Raw genomic sequence first — 17,298 nt, 5'->3', positions numbered from 1 at the left:
TCGATAACGGAGATCAGCATGGCGATCAACAAACTTCACGACGAGTTCCATACCCTGGACCTGGCCTCCGGCTGGGAAGTGCCCGAAGGCTACCCCGCCGGCATCCAGCAGAAGATCCTGTCCGGCGCGCTGGACGAAAGCGGCCGCCGCGGCAGCCGTACCCGCCTGCTGCGCTTCGACGCGGGCATCTTCACCAGGGCGCCGTTCGTCCACGACTACTGGGAGGAGGTGTACCTGCTCAGCGGCGACCTGACCGTCGGCAACGATGCCAACGGCGACGGCGGCGAAGCCTTCGCGCCCAATACCTACGCCTGCCGCCCTCCCGGCGCGTTCCACGGCCCGTTCCGGTCCAACGGCGGCTGCATGCTGCTGGAAATCCACTACTACGACCCGGCCTGATCATGGAAGCGACCGTAGCCACCGCCAGGCGCCAGCTTGCCGACGGCAGCGCCAATGCGCTGTCCCTGCTGGCCTCCTGTGTCGAACGCATCTGCAATCCGGGCGGCGAAGGCGCGCGCGTCTTCCCGCACGGCGTCAGCATGGCCGCCCGCAAGCAGGCGCAGGCCAGCGACATGCTGCGCGAACAGGGCGTGGCCGGTGCCCTTGCGGGGGTGCCGGTGTCGGTGAAGGACCTGTTCGACGTGCAGGGCGATGTGACCCGCGCCGGCGCGAAGGTACTGCCGGAACGCGCCGCCAGCGCCGATGCCCCGGCCATTGCGCGGCTGCGCGCCGCGGGCGCGGTCTTCGTCGGCCGGACCAACATGACCGAGTTCGCCTATTCCGGCGTCGGCATCAACCCGCACTACGGTACGCCGCGCAACCCGTTCGACCGGCAAGCCGGGCGCATTCCGGGCGGCTCGTCGTCCGGCGCTGCGGTCTCGGTAACCGACGGCATGGCGCTGGCCGCGATTGGGTCGGACACTGGCGGCTCGTGCCGCATCCCGGCAGCGCTGTGCGGGATCGTCGGATTCAAGCCCAGCGCGAGCCGGGTGCCGCTGCAAGGCGCGGTGCCGCTGTCGCCCAGCTACGACTCGGTCGGCTGCCTGGCCAATACCGTGGCGTGCTGCGCCGCCGTCGACGCGGTAATGGCCGGCGCAGCGCCGCCCGCGGCGCCGGCCAGCCTGGCCGGACTGCGCCTGGCCGTGCCCGGCGGGATGGTGCTGGATGCCATCGACTATGCGGTAGCGCAGGCGTTCAGCGACGCCCTGCGCCGGCTTTCCGCCGCCGGCGCGCTACTGCACGACGTGGACTTCGACACCTGGGGCCAGCTCGGCGACCTCGGCCACGGCGGCGGGCTGGTGGCCGCCGAGGCCAGCGCCTGGCACGGCAAGCTGATGGCGGCGCACGCCGACCGCTACGACCCGCGCGTGCTGTCGCGCATCCGGCTGGCCGACGGGCAGCTCGCCGCCGACTACCTGCGCATGCGCGACCGCCGCACCGCGCTGTGCCGGCAGGCGGATGCCGAACTGGCGGGCTTCGATGCCGTGGTGCTGCCAACCGTGCCGATCCTGGCGCCGCGCATCGCCGACCTCGATGACGACAACGCCTTTTTCGCCACCAACCGCCTGCTGCTGCGCAACCCCGCCATCGCCAACATGCTCGACCTTTGCGCGCTGTCGGTCCCTTGCCATCGCCCTGGCGAAGCGCCGGTGGGCCTGATGCTGTTCGGCCGGCACGGCGCCGACCGCAGGCTGCTGGCGATCGGCATGGCCGTGGAAGCGGCGCTGCGGCAGTGCCACAGGTAGCCGCAGCCTGAGCAGTACTCACTATTCCTACAAAACCCAAGGAGACAACATGCCTGATATCCGCATCGGCGCGGCCGCGCTCGCCTGCGCCGCCCTCATCTCGGGAACCGCCGTGGCGGCCGATCCCGCCCCCGTCAGCGATGGCGTCGTCAAGATCGGCGTGCTCACCGACATGTCGTCCATCTTTTCCGATATCGGCGGCAAGGGCTCGGTGATCGCCGCGCAGATGGCTGTCGACGACTTCGGCGGCAAGGTGCTCGGCGCACCCGTGCAGGTGGTCAGCGCCGACCACCAGAACAAGACCGACGTCGCCGCCACGCTTGCGCGCGGCTGGTTTGACAACCAGAAGGTCGATGTCATCCAGGACGCGCTGCCGTCGTCGGTGGCGCTGGCCGTTTCCAACCTGGGCAAGCTCAAGCACAAGATCGTCATTGCCAGTGGTGCCGGCACCACGCGGCTGAGCAACGAGGACTGCTCGCCCTATACGATCCAGTACTCGTACGACACCTACGCCTTCGCCGCCAACACGGTCAAGGCACTGACCCGCCGCGGCGACAACAGCTGGTACTTCCTGACTGTCGACTACGCCCTGGGTGCGTCGCTGGAGAAGGATGGCACCGAGGCGCTGTCGAGTGTCGGCGGCACGCTCAAGGGCAAGGCGAAGCATCCGATCAACTCCGCCGACCTGTCGTCGTACCTGCTGCAGGGGCAGGCGTCCGGCGCCAGCGTGATCGGGCTGGCCAACGCCGGCGCCGATACCGTCAACGCGATCAAGACCGCGGCGGACTTCGGCATCAACGGCAGCAAGCAGCGGCTGGCGGGCCTGCACATGTTCATCAGCGACATCCACAGCCTGGGGCTGCAGGCCGCGCAAGGCATGACGCTGACGACTTCGTTCTATTGGGACCGCGACGACGCCACGCGCGCGTGGTCGCAGCGCTACTTCGCCAAGACCGGCAGGATGCCGACACTGGTCCATGCCGGCGTGTATTCGTCGACCATGCACTACCTGAAGGCGATCCAGGCCGCGCGCACCGACGAAAGCGACGCGGTACTGGCCAAAATGCGCGCCACGCCGGTCAATGACTTCTTCGCGACCAACGGCACCATTCGCGCCGATGGCCTGATGGTGCATGACATGTACCTGGTCGAGGTCAAGCGGCCACAGGAATCGAAGCGCCCGTGGGACTACTACAAGATCAAGAGCGTGATCCCCGCCAGCGAAGCGTTCCGGCCGCTCAGCGCCAGCGCCTGTCCGCTGGTCAAGAAGTAAGCCAACCCGTCCATGCGGCCGGCGCTGACGCTGGCCGCCCCTCCCCCGCACAGAGAGCCCCCGAACATGAAGACCCTTACCTTTGATATCGACAGCCGCCAGGGCAAGTCGCAACGCGCCGTCGCCATTCGCCAGCTGGTGGTGGCGGGATGGACCGGCCGCGACGTCGAGGCCATGGAAGCCCATATCCGCGAACTGGAAGAACTTGGCGTCAAGCGCCCGCCCTACACGCCCGTGTTCTATCGCGTCGCCGCAGAACGGCTGGGCGCCGCGCCGGAGATCCAGGTCAGCGGCGAAGCCAGCAGCGGCGAAGCGGAATTCCTGCTCGTGAACGACGGCGGCGAGATCCTGGTGGGCATCGCCTCGGACCACACCGACCGCGAGGCCGAGATCTATGGCATCACTGTGTCCAAGCAGATGTGCGAGAAGCCCTGTGCGCAGACCCTGTGGAAGCTGGCTGAAGTGGAAGGCCACTGGGACCGGCTGGTGCTGCGCTCTTACGCCACCATCGACGGCGAACGCGTGCTGTACCAGCAAGGCGCGGTGACGGCGATGCGCTCGCCGGCCGACCTGCTCGACCGCTTTGCCGGGCATGGCGGCAGCTTTGGCGAGGGCTCGGCGATGCTGTGCGGCACGCTGCCGGCCATCGGCGGCATCCGCCCGGCGCAGCGTTTCGAGATCGAGCTGGAAGACCCGGTGCTGGGCCGCACGCTGCGCCACGCGTACGCGATCGCGACGCTGCCGGTGGAGGGCTAAGCATGGCGCGCTATCTCTTTCGCCACGGCAACGTGGCAGCCAACGATAAGGAGGCACGGCCATGCCGCATGACGACCTGATCCTGGCGACCCGCGATCTCGGCAAGTCGTTCCGCGGCTTTACCGCGGTCAACGGCGTCAACCTGCAAGTCCGGCGCGGCTCGATCCATGCATTGATCGGCCCTAATGGCGCAGGCAAGACCACTTGCTTCAACCTGCTCACCAAGTTCCTGGAGCCGACCACCGGCACCATCGTATTCAACGGCATCGACATCACCCGCGAGAAGCCCGCGCAGATCGCGCGCCGCGGCGTGATCCGTTCGTTCCAGATCTCGGCGGTGTTCCCGCACCTGACGGTGATGGAGAACGTGCGCATCGGGCTGCAGCGACAGCTTGGCACCGCGTACCAGTTCTGGCGCAGCGAGCGCTCGCTCGATGTGCTCAACGACCGCGCCATGGAGCTGCTCGAGCAGGTGGGGCTGACCGAGTTCGCGCACACGCTGACGGTGAACCTGCCGTACGGGCGCAAGCGCGCGCTGGAGATCGCCACCACGCTGGCGATGGAGCCGGAGCTGATGCTGCTCGACGAGCCCACGCAGGGCATGGGCCACGAGGACGTGGACCGCGTCACGCAGCTGATCAAGAAGGTCTCCGCCGGCCGCACCATTTTGATGGTCGAGCACAACATGAGCGTGGTCTCGTCGATCGCCGACAAGATCACCGTGCTGCAGCGGGGCGCAATCCTGGCCGAGGGGCCTTACGCCGAGGTGTCGAAGGACCCGCGCGTGATGGAGGCCTACATGGGCACGGCCGATGCCGAGCTGCAGGGCGCGCACTGAAGCGGGGGACGAGCAAATGAGTACGATCAGCACGAACAACACTCCCGCCCTCGAAATCAAGGGCCTGCAGGCCTGGTATGGCGAATCGCACATCCTGCACGGCGTCGACCTCACGGTGAACCGCGGCGAAGTGGTGACGCTGCTGGGCCGCAACGGCGCCGGGCGCACCACCACGCTGCGCGCGATCATGGGCCTGACCGGCGCGCGCAAGGGCTCGATCAAGGTCAACGGCAACGAGACCATCGGCCTGCCCACGCACAAGATCGCGCACTACGGCATCGGCTACTGCCCGGAAGAGCGCGCGATCTTCTCCAGCCTGTCGTGCGAGGAGAACCTGCTGCTGCCGCCGCAGCTCAAGGGCAAGGGTGGCGAGACGACCGCGGGCATGAGCGAGTCCGAGATCTACGACATGTTCCCCAACCTGAAGGAGCGCCGCCAGAGCCAGGGCACGCGCCTGTCGGGCGGCGAGCAGCAGATGCTGGCGGTGGCGCGCATCCTGCGCACCGGCGCCAACCTGCTGCTGCTCGATGAAATCTCGGAAGGGCTGGCACCGGTGATCGTGCAGGCGCTGGCGCGCATGATCCGGATGCTCAAGCAGAAGGGGTACACGGTGGTGATGGTGGAGCAGAACTTCCGCTTCGCCGCGCCGCTGGCCGACCGCTTCTACGTGATGGAGCACGGCAGCATCGTCGAGCGCTTCGATGCCGGCGATCTGCAGGCAAAGATGCCGGTGCTGCATGAACTGCTGGGCGTATGAGTCTGACGAGGAGCACCCATGAACCTGTTTGAAATCCCCCTGCCGGCCCTGCTGTCGCAACTGCTGCTGGGGCTCGTCAATGGCGCCTTCTACGCCATGCTGAGCCTGGGCCTGGCCGTGATCTTCGGCCTGCTCAATGTCATCAACTTTGCCCACGGCGCGCTGTTCATGCTGGGCGCGGTGCTGGCCTGGGCCGGCATGTCGTATGCCGGCCTGAGCTACTGGGCGATGCTGGCACTGGCGCCGCTTGCGGTGGCCGGCGTCGGCGTGTTGATCGAGAAAACCATGCTGCGCTGGATCTACAGGCTCGACCATATCTACGGCCTGCTGCTGACGCTGGGCATCACGCTGGTGATCGAAGGCGTGCTCCGTTCGGCCTATGGCGTTTCAGGCCTGCCCTATGCCCCGCCTGAAGCGCTGCAGGGCGCAACGGACCTGGGCTTCATGCGGCTGCCGAACTACCGCGTGTGGGTGGTGGTCGCATCGCTGGCGTCGTGCCTGTCGACGTGGTACGTGATCGAGAAGACCAGGCTCGGCGCGTATCTGCGCGCCGGCACCGAGAACCCGAAGGTGGTCGAGGCATTCGGCGTCAACGTGCCGAGGATGGTGACGCTGACCTACGGCTTCGGCGTCGCACTGGCCGGCTTCGCCGGCGTGCTGGCGGCGCCGGTGATGCAGGTGTCGCCGCTGATGGGGCAGAACCTGATCATCGTCGTGTTCGCGGTGGTGGTGATCGGCGGCATGGGTTCGATCCTCGGCGCGATCCTGACCGGCCTGGGGCTGGGCGTGATCGAGGGGCTGGCCAAGGTGGTCTACCCCGAGGCGTCGTCGACGGTGGTGTTCGTGGTCATGGTGGTCGTGCTGCTGCTGCGCCCGGCCGGACTGTTTGGAAAGGAGAAGTGATGAACGGATCGACTATCGCTACCCTCGGCATGCAGCCGGCACAGGCCGCGCGCCGCCTGCCGAAGCGGGCGCTCTACGGCGCGCTGCTGGCTTGCCTGCTGGCCGCGCCGCTGGCTGGCGCGTATCCGGTGTTTGTGCTCAAGGTGCTCTGCTTCGCGCTGTTCGCGTGCGCGTTCAACCTGCTGATCGGCTATGCCGGCCTGCTGTCGTTCGGCCATGCGGCGTTCTTCGGCGGTGCGGGCTATGCGGCCGGCCACGCCATAAAGGTGTGGGGCGTGACGCCCGAGATCGGGCTGCTGCTGGGCACGGGAACCGGCGCGCTGGTCGGCCTGGTGATGGGGGCGCTGGCGATCCGGCGCCAGGGCATCTACTTCTCGATGATCACGCTGGCGTTGGCGCAGATGCTGTTCTTCCTCTGCCTGCAGGCGCCGTTCACCGGCGGCGAGGACGGGCTGCAGGGCATCCCGCGCGGCAAGCTGTTCGGCGTGCTGCCGCTGTCCAATGACCTGACGCTGTACTACGTGGCGCTGGCGATCGTCGTGGCGGCGTTCGCGCTGATCGTGCGCACGGTGCATTCGCCGTTCGGCCAGATCCTGAAGGCGATCAAGGAGAACGAGCCGCGCGCGATCTCGCTGGGCTATGACGTCGACCGCTTCAAGCTGGCTGCCTTCGTGCTGTCGGCGGCGCTCGCGGGTCTGGCGGGTTCGGTCAAGGCGCTGGTGCTGGGCTTCGAGACCCTCAGCGACGTGCACTGGTCGATGTCGGGGCTGGTGATCCTGATGACGCTGGTCGGCGGGCTGGGCACTTTGGCCGGCCCCATCGTCGGCGCCTTCGTGATCGTGGCGCTGGAGAACAAGCTGGGCGACATCGGCAACCTGCTGGCCTCGGCCACCGGGCTCCAGTGGTTCAACGGGCTTGGCGAATCGGTGTCGATGGTGACCGGCTTCATCTTTGTCATCTGCGTGCTGGCGTTCCGCAAAGGCATTGTCGGCAGCTTCGGGCGGCAACCGGACTAGCTGCATTCGCTACGCGTTAACCCTTGGTTGACCCGCTGCCCCACTCGCGCATAGACTTTTTATGAACATATAGTTCATTTATGAACATAAAAGTCAGCGCGTGCCCGACCGATTCCGGAACGCCCCGCTGGCGTTACCGGAACGGCAACATGACTTTGAAGATCGGCATCAACGGCGCCGGCATCGGCGGACTGGCCGCGGCCATCGCGCTGCGCAGGCTCGGCCTGGACGCGGTGGTGTATGAACAGGCGCCCCGCTTTGCCCGGGTCGGCGCGGACATCAACCTGACGCCCAACGCGGTGCGCGCGCTGGACGGCCTTGGCGTCGGCGACGCGCTGCGCGAGACCGCCGCGCGGCCTTCGCACCGGATCAGCCGCATGTGGGATACCGGTGAAGAAACGTCGCGCCTGCCGATGCAGGAAGATGCCGAGCGCCGCTACGGCGCTCCGCAGCTCACCATGCACCGCGCCGACCTGATGACTGCGCTGGAAGCCGCGGTGCCCGCCGCGACCGTACGCCTGGATCACAAGGCCGTGGCGATCGTGTCGGACGCCGACGGCGCCACGCTGCGCTTTGCCAGCGGCACGGAAGAGCGTGTCGACGTGCTGGTCGGCGCCGACGGCATCCATTCCACGGTGCGCACCGCGCTGCTGGGCCAGGAAAGCCCGATCTTCACCGGTGTGGTCGCGTACCGTGCCGTGGTGCCCGCCGATAAGCTGGCCGGCGTGCCCAACCTGGGCGCCTTCACCAAATGGTGGGGTCCGGATGCCGCCACGCAGATCGTCACCTTCCCGCTCAACCGTGGCCGCGACATCTTTGTCTTTGCCACCGTGGCACAGGAAGCGTGGCGGCACGAGTCGTGGACCACGCCGGGCCGCGTGGAAGACTTGCGCAGCGCCTATGCCGGCTTCCATCAGGAAGCGCGCGCGCTGCTCGATGCCTGCGACGACGTGCTGATTTCTGCGCTGTACGTGCGCGATCCGCTGCCGCGATGGTCGTCCGGCCCGGTCACGCTGCTGGGCGATGCCTGCCATCCGATGATGCCGTTCATGGCGCAGGGCGCCGGCATGGCGATCGAGGATGGGGTGGTGCTGGCGCGCTGCCTGGCCGATGCGGCGAAAGATGGCGCTGCCGCCGTGCCCGCGGCGCTGGACCGTTACCAGGCTGCGCGCCATGAGCGCACCAGTCGCATCCAGATCGGCTCGCGCAGCAATGCGTGGCTCAAGGAAGGCGGCAATGCCGACTGGGTGTACGATTACGACGCCTGGAACGTGGCGCTGGGGTGAACGTATCCTTTGGGGGGTTGCTCCCCCACTCCCGCTTGCGGGGAGCGCCTGCCAGGGGTGGTAGTGAACCATAGCGCGCTCACATACCAACGGGCCCGCACTAGAGATCACCAGCCTGACGGCCGCGCGCGCGGCCGTCTTCCGTTAACACCAAAACCTCAGATGCCCAAGTCCCGTCCGCCGACCGAACCCGACCTCGACGACAGCGCCGAAGCCGAAGACGCCCGCGAAGCCCAGCTGGTTTCGCCGGTGATCCGCGGCCTGCGTCTGCTGCGCTATATCGCCGAAGGCGGTCCCACCGCCAACCTGAGCGAGGTCGGCCGCCGCATCGACGTGAACCGCGTCACCGTGATGCGGCTGCTGGACACGCTGGAGCACGAAGGCATGGTCGAACGCCTGCCTCATGGCGGCCACCAGGTCGGCTTCAATTTCCTGAAGCTCGCGTCGCGCGTGCTGGCATCGAACGACCTGACCAGCCTGGCCGCGCGCGTGCTGGCCACGCTGAGCGGTTCGCTGCAGCTGTCCGCGTACCTGGTGGTGCGCGACGGCGGCGACGCGCTCTACCTGCTGCGCCACATGCCGGCAGCGACGCTGGTCAGCAATATCCAGGTGGGCAGCCGCGTGCCGGCGCACCTGACCACGCCCGGCCGGATGCTGATCGCCGGCCTGCCGCCGGAAACACTGAAGGAATTGCTGGGCCCGGACCCGCTGCCGACCGTCACCGGCCAGAGCCCGGCCACCCATGCGCGGCTGGCCGATATCCTGGCCGCCGACCGCGAGCGCGACTGCGCGTGGAGTTTTTCGGCCTACGAACCGGGGATCGATTCGTGCGCGGCGCCGGTGCGCGGCGCCGATGGCGAAGTCGTCGCGGCCCTCAGCGTGGCGGGACCGCAGCAGCGCTTCGAGTCGGACGGCACGCTGCGCGCACGCGTGGAAAAGGAAGTCAAGGCAGCGGCGCGCGACCTGTCGGCGCTGCTCGGCCATCGCCCCGAGCGCCAGCGCTGACGCCAGCGGCAGCTATTTCGCCGTCATTCCGCGGTAATCCCGTACTCGCGGATCAGCTTTGCCCACGACGCGGTCTCCTGGCGAATGCGCGCGTCCAGCGCCTGCGGCGTGCTGCCGGCGGGCTCCATGCCCTGGCGCTGCAGTTCCTCTCGCACTGCCGGCGTAGCCAGCAACGCGCGCACGTCAGCGCTGAGCGCATCCGCCGCCGGCTGCGGCGTCGCCCTGGGCACCAGCAGCGCATACCAGGAACTGACATCGATGCCGGCCACGCCCTGCTCCGCCAGCGACGGCACGCCCGGTGCCGCAGGCGAGCGTCTGGCCTGCGTCACGGCCAGCGCGCGCAGCTGGCCCGACTGGATGAACGGCGCCAGCGTAGGCCAGGTGCCGAACAAGATCGGCACCTGCCCGCCCACCACGTCATTGAGCGCCTGCGTGGTGCCCTTGTACGGCACGTGCAGCAGCGCAATGCCGGCCTTGTGCCGGAACAGCTCGCCCGCCAGGTGCAGCCCGCTGCCGACGCCTGGGCTGGCGTAGCCCAGCGGCTTGCCGCTCTTGTCCGCCTGCTGCGCCAGCTTCACCAGCTCCTGCACGCTGTTGGCCTTGACCGACGGATGCACCGCCAGCACGTTGGGCGACCCTGCCAGCAGCGACACCGCGCGGAAATCGCGTTCGACGCTGTAGGTCAGCGCCGGCATCAGCGTGGGATTGATGGTGAGGTTGCCGGCCGGCGCCACCAGCAGCGTGCAGCCGTCGCCAGGAGCGCGCCGCACGGTGTCGATGCCGATATTGCCGTTGGCGCCCGGCTTGTTGTCGACCACGAACGGCGTGCCGCGCTTCTGCTGCAGGCCGTGCGCGAGCGTGCGCGCCAGCTGGTCGGCCGGGCCGCCGGCGGGAAACGGCACCACGATACGCACATTGGCGCAACTGGCCGCCTGCGCCACGGTCCACGGCATCGCCGCCAGGGCGATTGCCGCGCCCAGCCATCGGCGTCGTCGCGGCGAATGCTTCGATTGCCTGGATTGCTGCATGTCGCTGCCTGTACAAACGCCTATACAAACGGTTTCGGCATGACCGGACGGTAGTCGAGCAGGCGCGACAGCTCTGCCGCCGCCTGCCGGACTTTCTCGACCATGCCGTCCAGCTGGTCGGGTTCGATGCGCGCGGCGGGGATGGTGGCACCGAGCGCCGCCACAACCTTGCCGGTGCGGTCGCGCACCGGCGCCGCGATGGTGGAAATGCTGGCCTCGAAGAAGCCTTCATGCAGCACGTAGCCGCGCTCGCGGTCGCGCTGGACCATCTCATACAGCTCCTGGACCGTGCGCGGGGTGCTCTCGGAATACACTTCAAGGCGGTCTTCGGGATACAGCGCGCGCAGTTCTTCCAGCGTCAGGTCTTCCAGCAGCACCCGGCCCAGCACGGTGGCGTGCGCCGGCAGCCGCGTGCCGACGTTGACCGTGCTGGCGAACGGCCGCGCCGCGACCGACTTGGCCACGTAGACGATCGAGCGCCCGTCGCGCACCACCAGGTTGCACGGATAGTGGATCTCGTCGCGCAGCCGGTCGAGCAGCGGCCGGCCCAGCTCGGTCAGTTCCAGCGAAGCCAGGTAGTCAAAGCCCAGCCGCAGCACCGCCATGCCCAGGCGGAATTCGCGCCCGCCATCGGTGCGCTCGACAAATCCCATCATTTCAAGCGTGGCCAGCAGCCGGAACACGGTCGAGCGCGGCACCTTGAGGCGGCGCGCCAGGTCGGCGGCGGACAGCGTGCGCTCGCGGCTGCTGAACTCGCCCAGCAGCCGCAGGCCGCGCTCCAGGCCGGGCACGATGTACTTGTCCTGGCCGCTGTCCTTGTCGTCCTCTGGCGGCGTTTCGGTGGTCATGGTCTGTCTCTGCAGGTTTCGGTCTTGGCGTAACGCTTTCATATACCACGCCTGAAACCGATAGGGTACCTGTTCCGGGGATGAGACCCGCGATTCGGCAAGGTTTGGGGGCTTGACGACCAGCACTTTGTTGATGCTCCGGCCCTCTCCCCCGGCCCCTCTCCCGCGAGCGGGAGAGGGGAGCAAACAAGCGGGATAGAAAGGATTGCGGGCAGCGCCGCGACGGCGCCAAGCGGGCGGAACCGGGCATCCCAAGCGCCACCAGATATCAGCCGCAGCGCCTAGCCCCCAAGAGCCTCACCGCAAATACTCCCGCAACCAAGCCACACACTGCTCCCCCTGCGCCGCCGGCCACCGCACCACAATGGTCTCGTCGCGACGCCGCAACTCAACGCAAATATCGCTCAACGGCCTAGCATCGCCACGCCCAAGCAGCCGCGCAAACAGTCCCGGCGCAGCAATTGGCGCCCGAACCGCATGACCATTGGCCGCAGGCACGGCAGCGGGTTGCAAGCGCACCGCCGAAGACAGCTGCGGTTGTGCCTGCCCTTGCGGCGGAGCCTGCAATTGCCCCTGCGGCGACAATCGCACCAGCAGGTTGGCGCCAAACTCATCCCACATCCGGTCTGCCTTGGTCTTCATCACACTCAGCCCGAACGTGCCGAGCCGCCCCAATACATCCACCTGCACCCTGATGCGCAGCTGCGTCGAGCCATCTTCCTGTGGGGTCAGGAAGATCTCGCTCGACTGGCGCAGCGAACTTGCCACCGACGCATCCTCGCCGGTGCCCTCGGTGCGCAGGTAATGCGGGGCGCGGGTTTCGACGATCTTCGTATGCAGCCGGAAGCGCGCGTTGATAAAGGCAATCTTCACCGCCATGTGCGCGATGTACTCGACATCGCTCAGCACCTCGATCGATTCCATGCCGGGGACGCACGCGCCCATTACGTTGGGGTCGAGCAGCAGTTCCCATACGCGCGCCGGCGGCGCCGCGGTCACAAGGGTCTTTTCAATTTCCACGCATTTTCTCCGCGGCGGACAGCACGGATTCGACGATGCCCACATAGCCGGTGCAGCGGCACAGATTGCCGTTCAGGCCGTGGCGGACTTCGTCCTCCGTCGGGTTGGGATTGTTGGCAAGCAGCGCGCACGACGCCATCAGGAAGCCCGGCGTGCAATAGCCGCACTGCAGCCCGCCGTTGTCCATGAAGCACTGCTGCAGCGGATGCAGCTGGCCGTCGGCGGCCAGCCCTTCCACCGTCATCACATGACGCCCGCGCGCCTGCACGGCAAGCATCAGGCAGGACTTGACCACCTCGCCGTCGACCAGCACGGAGCAGGCGCCGCAGATGCCGGTCTCGCAGCCGCGCTTGGTGCCGGTCAGGTTGAGGCCGTCGCGCAGCAGGTCGGAGAGCAGGCGCCGGGCCGGCACTTCCACCTCGTGTTCTTCACCATTGACGGTGAGTTCGATGCTGACTTTGTTCATGGCGATTCCTTACTCCGAGGCCACGCCGAACAACTCGGCGATAGTGCGGCGCGCGACCACGCGCACCATCTCGCGGCGGTACGTGTCCGAGCCGCGCATGTCCGAGACCGCATTGATGTCGGTGGCGACGATGGCGGCCGTCTCGGCAGCCAGTTCGGCGGTCACGATCTTGCCGGCGAGCAGCGCTTCGGCGCGGCCCAGCCGCGCCGGGATCGGCGTCGACGCGCCCACTGCGAGCCTTGCTTCCACGCAGAAAGCGCCTTCACGGCGCACCGCCAGCGCCACGCTGGCAAGCGGCCGGTGCTCGGCGGCGGTGCGCAGGAAGCGCGCGTAGCGGCCGTCGGCGCCCGCGCCCGGTGCGGGCACGCGGATCTGCGTGAGCACCTCGTCGGGCGCCAGCGCGGTCACGTAGTAGTCGACCAGGAAATCTTCGATGGGGATCACGCGCTCGCCGCCGCTGCCGCTGACCACGACCTGCGCCCCCAGCGCCAGCAGGCAGCCCGGCGGATCGGTGGCCGGGTCGGCGTAGCAGAGGTTGCCGCCGATGGTGCCCTGGTTGCGCACCTGCGGGTTGGCCACGCGCGCGGCCATGCTGGCCAGCATCGGGTAATGCGCCTGCACCAGCGTCGAACGCGCCACCTCGGCATGCCGCGTCAGCGCGCCGATGCGCAGGCCCTCGCGCGCATCGAAGCTGATGCCGCGCAGCGCTTCCAGCCTGCCCAGCGACACCAGGTGGCCGGGCGTCAGCATGCGCTGCCGCATGCCGAGCATCAGTGCGGTGCCGCCGGCAAAGACGCGGCAGCTGTCGCCAAGGTCGGCCAGCATGCGGCTGGCCTCGGCCACCGACGCCGGCTCCAGGAACTCGAAATCACGCATGGGCGGCCTCCCCGTCCTGCTGCTGCAAGGCGCGCAAACCCGCCAGCACCTTCTCCGGCGTGATCGGCAGCGACTGGATGCGCACGCCCACGGCGTCGAATACGGCATTGGCGATCGCCGCCGCACCAGGCAGGATCGCGGTTTCGCTGGCACCCTTGGCGCCATACGGCCCGTTGGGATCGTTCGATTCAACCACGTCGGTGCGCAGCATCGGCACCGCGTCGGCGGTGGGCATGGTGTAGTCGGCAAGGTTGCCGTTCATCAGGCGGCCTTCCTCGTAGTGCAGGTTCTCGTACAGCGTCCAGCCGATCGCCTGCACCGTGGCGCCATGGGTCTGGCCATGCACCGCAAGCGGGTTGATGGCCTTGCCGCAGTCGTCGGCGACAAAGCTGTCGACCACGGTGACCTGGCCCGTGCAGGTATCGACTTCCACCTCGACCGCATGCGCCGCGAACGAGTGCGACGGCGCGACGTTGCCGTAGTAGTTGTCGTCATGCATCACGGTGGGCGCGTCATAGGTGGCCCGCACATGGATGCCTTCGCCGCCGTGGCGGAAGATGTGCAGCCGCGCGATCTCGGCCAGCGTGGCGGACTTGTCCGGCTGTCCGGATGCAACGATGCGGCCATCGGCAATCGTCAGGAGCTCGGCCGCGACGCCCAGCTTCTCCGCCGCCAGCGCCAGCAGCTTCTGCCGCGCCTCGCGCGCGGCGCGCAATGCCGCGTTGCCGGCGATGATGGTCACGCGCGACGCCAGCGATCCCAGGCAGAACGGTGCGGTGTCGGTGTCGGGCACCATCACCGTCACGTGCGACAGCGGGATGCCCAGCTCCTGCGCGCAGATCTGGCTGAGCATGGTGTTGGCGCCCTGCCCCATGTCGCATTCGCTGGTCTGCAGCATCACGCGGCCGTCTTCGTTGAGCTTGAGCAGGATAGTCGAGCCGTCCCAGTTGCCCAGCGTACGGTTGCCGCTGACATGCATCGCCGCCGCGATGCCGACGCCGCGCCGGCGCGTGCCGGTGCCGCGCGCGGCGAAGTTCAGGGTGGCGCGCTTCTGATCCCATCCGATCGCCTTGCGCGTCATCTCCAGGCACTCGGCCATGCCGGTGCTGCTGATCTTCCAGCCATGCACGCTGGTCGCGCCGGCGGGAATCGCATTGCGCTTGTGCACTTCAATCGGGTCGATGCCGAGCATGCCGGCCAGCACCGTCAGGTGGCAGTTCAGCGGAAACTGCATCTGCTGGCCGCCGAAGCCGCGGAACGCGCCGCGCGGCGGGTTGTTGGTATAGGCCATCACCGCGTGCGAGCGCACGTTGCGCACCTGGTGCATGTTGTCGCTGCGCATGGCGGTGACATGCATCACGTCGCCGGCCAGGCCGGCATACGCGCCGCACTCGGCGGTGATGCGCACGTCCTTGGCCACGATCATGCCGTCCGCGGACAGGCCCATGCGCAACCAGACCGTCATCGGCACGCTGGCGCGCGCGCCCTGGAAGTCCTCCAGCCGGCTGTTGACCAGCCGCACCGGCCGGTCCAGCCTGCTGGCCAGGAACGCACAGATCAGGCTGTTGTTCTCCTCGACGATCTTGGCGCCAAAGCCGCCGCCGGTGGTGGCCTGCACCACGCGGATGGTCGACACCGGCCGGTCCAGCGCCTCGGCCAGCCGCATGCGAGCCAGGAACACCGACTGGGTCGAGGCCCACAGCGTCAGCCGGCCGTTGCCGTCCTGCGCCGCGACCGACGCCATCGGCTCCAGGTAGCCCGGGTACTGCGAATGCATGTCGTAGGTGGCCTCATACACAACGGCGGCGCCGGCGAAGCCCGCTTCCACGTCACCGCGTTCGATCCGCATCTGGTGGCCGATATTGCGCGTGCCGGGGTGCAGCTCAGGCGCGCCTTCGGCCAGCGCCGCTGCCGGCGTCAGCAATGCCGGCAGCGGTTCATACTCGACGCGGATCAGGTCCAGCGCATCGCGCGCCACCTCGTCGCTGACTGCCGCCACGGCCGCCACTTCCTCGCCCACGTGGCGCACCACGCCGCAGGCCAGGATGCGCTGTTCCTTGCGGTGCGGGCCCCAGCTGCGGGTGGGCACGTCGTGTCCCGTTACCACCAGCTTCACGCCGGGCAATGCGCGCGCCGCCGACGTGTCGATGCCGACGATGCGCGCATGCGGGTGCGGGCTGCGCAGCACCTTGGCGTGCAGCATGCCGGGCAGCTTGATGTCGCCGGCATACTGCGCGCGCCCCATGACCTTTTCCCGCGCGGTCACCTGCGGCGTGGACGTTCCCACGATGGCCTTGCTCATGCCGGCCTCCTGCGTGTCGTGCTGCAAATAGCGTGTTGCATGAATCGATGCGCTGGCTGCTCTCACTCCGCGGTGATGCCGAGGTCGCGGATCACCTTGCCCAGGCGCTCGTAGTCGCCCGCATTGACCTTGTCGAGCGCGGCCGGCGCGCCGCCCACCGGGATGGCACCGAACGTGGCCATCTTCTCGGCCACGTCGGGCAGGCGGATCACGTCATTGAGCTGCTGGTTCAGCACCTTGACCACTTCCGGCGGCGTGCCCTTTGGCGCCATCACGCCATGCCAGGCACCGACTACCACGTCCTTGTAGCCAAGCTCGGCCAGCGTCGGCACGTTGGGCAGCAGCGGCGAGCGCTTCGCGTCCGTGATCGCCAGCGGGATCAGCCGGCCAGTGTTGATGTACTGGGCCACCGGACCCAGCGTGACGTAGGCGAAGTTCACATGCCCCGCCACCACGTCGTTGACCGCCGGCGCCACGCCCTTGTACGGCACGTGCTGGATCTTCACGCCGGCGGCGCGGTTCAGCATTTCACCGGCGATGTGCATCGGCGACCCGGCACCCGGGCTGCCGTAGGTGAAGGTCTTGCCCGCCCTGGCCGCCGCGATCATTTCCGGCAGGGTCTTGACACCAGCGGCCGGGTTGGCCACCAGCAGCACCGCCTGCACCGCTGTCTGGATCACCGGCGTGAAACCGTGCAGCGGGTCGTAGCTGGCGGCCGGCGCCAGCTTGAGCACCATCGGCGCGAGCGTGAACGGGTTCGGCGTGTAGAGCAGCGTGTAGCCGTCGGCGGGCGCCCGGCTGACAAAGCTGGCGCCGACCACCCCGCCGGCGCCGGGACGGTTCTCGACGATCACCGGCTGCTTCAGGCGCGCGGACAGCTTGTCGGCATACAGCCGCGCCATGGCGTCGGTATCGCCGCCGGGCGGATAGGCGACGACCATGGTCACGGTCTTTGCCGGATAGGGCGCGGCCACCGCGCTGCCCGCGGCAAGTGCGAGCGCGGCCATGGCAGTGGCGGCGAGAAAATGGCGGCGGGGGCGATCATGTCTCATCAACAGCTCCTGAGGGGGCGCAGTCGCGGCGTTGGAGGTGGGCTGTTGTGCACACCGCGAAACAGGGTTGGCTTATGGATCACAACACTGCGGTTGTTTTATTGGTAAAACACATGTTCACATCAGG

General features: G+C 68.1%; 17 protein-coding genes. 10 read left to right on the top strand and 7 right to left on the bottom strand.

Translation table 11 applies throughout. From position 1 onward, the window contains the following. Nucleotides 1–18: 18 nt before the first annotated feature. From E0W60_RS08655 to E0W60_RS08610, 10 genes are all read left to right on the top strand, one after another. Nucleotides 19–399 carry a cupin gene (locus tag E0W60_RS08655; RefSeq protein WP_135703669.1) on the top strand — a complete coding sequence of 127 codons (381 nt, stop codon included), beginning with the start codon at nt 19–21 and terminating at the stop codon, nt 397–399. Nucleotides 400–401: 2 nt separating this feature from the next. After that, nucleotides 402–1,745 (top strand): amidase, encoded by a 1,344-nt coding sequence (locus E0W60_RS08650; RefSeq protein WP_135703668.1) that lies wholly within the window; start codon nt 402–404, stop codon nt 1,743–1,745. A 49-nt stretch (nt 1,746–1,794) separates the two neighbouring features. Then, on the top strand, nt 1,795–3,018 hold the full coding sequence (locus E0W60_RS08645) for an ABC transporter substrate-binding protein (protein ID WP_135703667.1): 1,224 nt from the start codon (nt 1,795–1,797) through the stop codon (nt 3,016–3,018). A gap of 66 nt (nt 3,019–3,084) precedes the next feature. Then, the gene (locus E0W60_RS08640) at nt 3,085–3,774 is read left to right on the top strand and encodes a DUF2848 domain-containing protein (RefSeq protein WP_133098402.1); all 690 of its coding nucleotides are present in this window, start codon (nt 3,085–3,087) and stop codon (nt 3,772–3,774) included. Between the two features lie 61 nt (nt 3,775–3,835). Then, the gene (locus E0W60_RS08635) at nt 3,836–4,612 is read left to right on the top strand and encodes an ABC transporter ATP-binding protein (protein WP_135703666.1); all 777 of its coding nucleotides are present in this window, start codon (nt 3,836–3,838) and stop codon (nt 4,610–4,612) included. 25 nt (nt 4,613–4,637) lie between these two features. Further along, a complete protein-coding gene (locus tag E0W60_RS08630; protein WP_135704013.1) occupies nt 4,638–5,369 on the top strand; it encodes an ABC transporter ATP-binding protein in 732 nt (243 codons plus the stop codon). Nucleotides 5,370–5,387: 18 nt separating this feature from the next. Next, nucleotides 5,388–6,272, top strand: coding sequence for a branched-chain amino acid ABC transporter permease (locus E0W60_RS08625; RefSeq protein WP_135703665.1), 885 nt, complete (start codon nt 5,388–5,390; stop codon nt 6,270–6,272). Then, nucleotides 6,272–7,288, top strand: a complete 1,017-nt coding sequence (locus tag E0W60_RS08620; RefSeq protein WP_135703664.1) for a branched-chain amino acid ABC transporter permease — start codon at nt 6,272–6,274, stop codon at nt 7,286–7,288. Before E0W60_RS08625 ends, E0W60_RS08620 begins: the two co-directional genes overlap by 1 nt. Before the next feature lie 149 nt (nt 7,289–7,437). Then, complete coding sequence (locus E0W60_RS08615; RefSeq protein WP_135703663.1) at nt 7,438–8,574, top strand: FAD-dependent monooxygenase; 1,137 nt, start codon at nt 7,438–7,440, stop codon at nt 8,572–8,574. Nucleotides 8,575–8,736: 162 nt separating this feature from the next. Beyond that, nucleotides 8,737–9,579, top strand: coding sequence for an IclR family transcriptional regulator (locus E0W60_RS08610; RefSeq protein ID WP_135703662.1), 843 nt, complete (start codon nt 8,737–8,739; stop codon nt 9,577–9,579). 23 nt (nt 9,580–9,602) lie between these two features. Here E0W60_RS08610 and E0W60_RS08605 read toward each other — a convergent pair whose 3' ends face one another. From E0W60_RS08605 to E0W60_RS08570, 7 genes are all read right to left on the bottom strand, one after another. Next, on the bottom strand, nt 9,603–10,607 hold the full coding sequence (locus E0W60_RS08605; RefSeq protein ID WP_135703661.1) for a Bug family tripartite tricarboxylate transporter substrate binding protein: 1,005 nt from the start codon (nt 10,605–10,607) through the stop codon (nt 9,603–9,605). A 20-nt stretch (nt 10,608–10,627) separates the two neighbouring features. After that, nucleotides 10,628–11,455, bottom strand: coding sequence for an IclR family transcriptional regulator (locus tag E0W60_RS08600; protein WP_133094917.1), 828 nt, complete (start codon nt 11,453–11,455; stop codon nt 10,628–10,630). 297 nt (nt 11,456–11,752) lie between these two features. After that, nucleotides 11,753–12,475, bottom strand: coding sequence for a CoxG family protein (locus E0W60_RS08590; protein WP_135703660.1), 723 nt, complete (start codon nt 12,473–12,475; stop codon nt 11,753–11,755). Then, nucleotides 12,465–12,941, bottom strand: coding sequence for a (2Fe-2S)-binding protein (locus E0W60_RS08585; protein WP_135703659.1), 477 nt, complete (start codon nt 12,939–12,941; stop codon nt 12,465–12,467). Before E0W60_RS08585 ends, E0W60_RS08590 begins: the two co-directional genes overlap by 11 nt. A gap of 9 nt (nt 12,942–12,950) precedes the next feature. Further along, nucleotides 12,951–13,817, bottom strand: a complete 867-nt coding sequence (locus E0W60_RS08580; RefSeq protein WP_133094914.1) for an FAD binding domain-containing protein — start codon at nt 13,815–13,817, stop codon at nt 12,951–12,953. After that, nucleotides 13,810–16,119 (bottom strand): xanthine dehydrogenase family protein molybdopterin-binding subunit, encoded by a 2,310-nt coding sequence (locus E0W60_RS08575; RefSeq protein ID WP_135703658.1) that lies wholly within the window; start codon nt 16,117–16,119, stop codon nt 13,810–13,812. Before E0W60_RS08575 ends, E0W60_RS08580 begins: the two co-directional genes overlap by 8 nt. 62 nt (nt 16,120–16,181) lie before the next feature. Continuing rightward, nucleotides 16,182–17,171 (bottom strand): Bug family tripartite tricarboxylate transporter substrate binding protein, encoded by a 990-nt coding sequence (locus E0W60_RS08570; protein ID WP_431189856.1) that lies wholly within the window; start codon nt 17,169–17,171, stop codon nt 16,182–16,184. Nucleotides 17,172–17,298: the final 127 nt, after the last annotated feature.

Origin of the sequence: Cupriavidus oxalaticus (assembly GCF_004768545.1) — a bacterium.
Taxonomy (GTDB): Bacteria; Pseudomonadota; Gammaproteobacteria; order Burkholderiales; family Burkholderiaceae; genus Cupriavidus; species Cupriavidus oxalaticus_A.
Note: the sequence above shows the minus strand (reverse complement) of the source record. Positions and strands in the feature narration are given on the sequence as shown.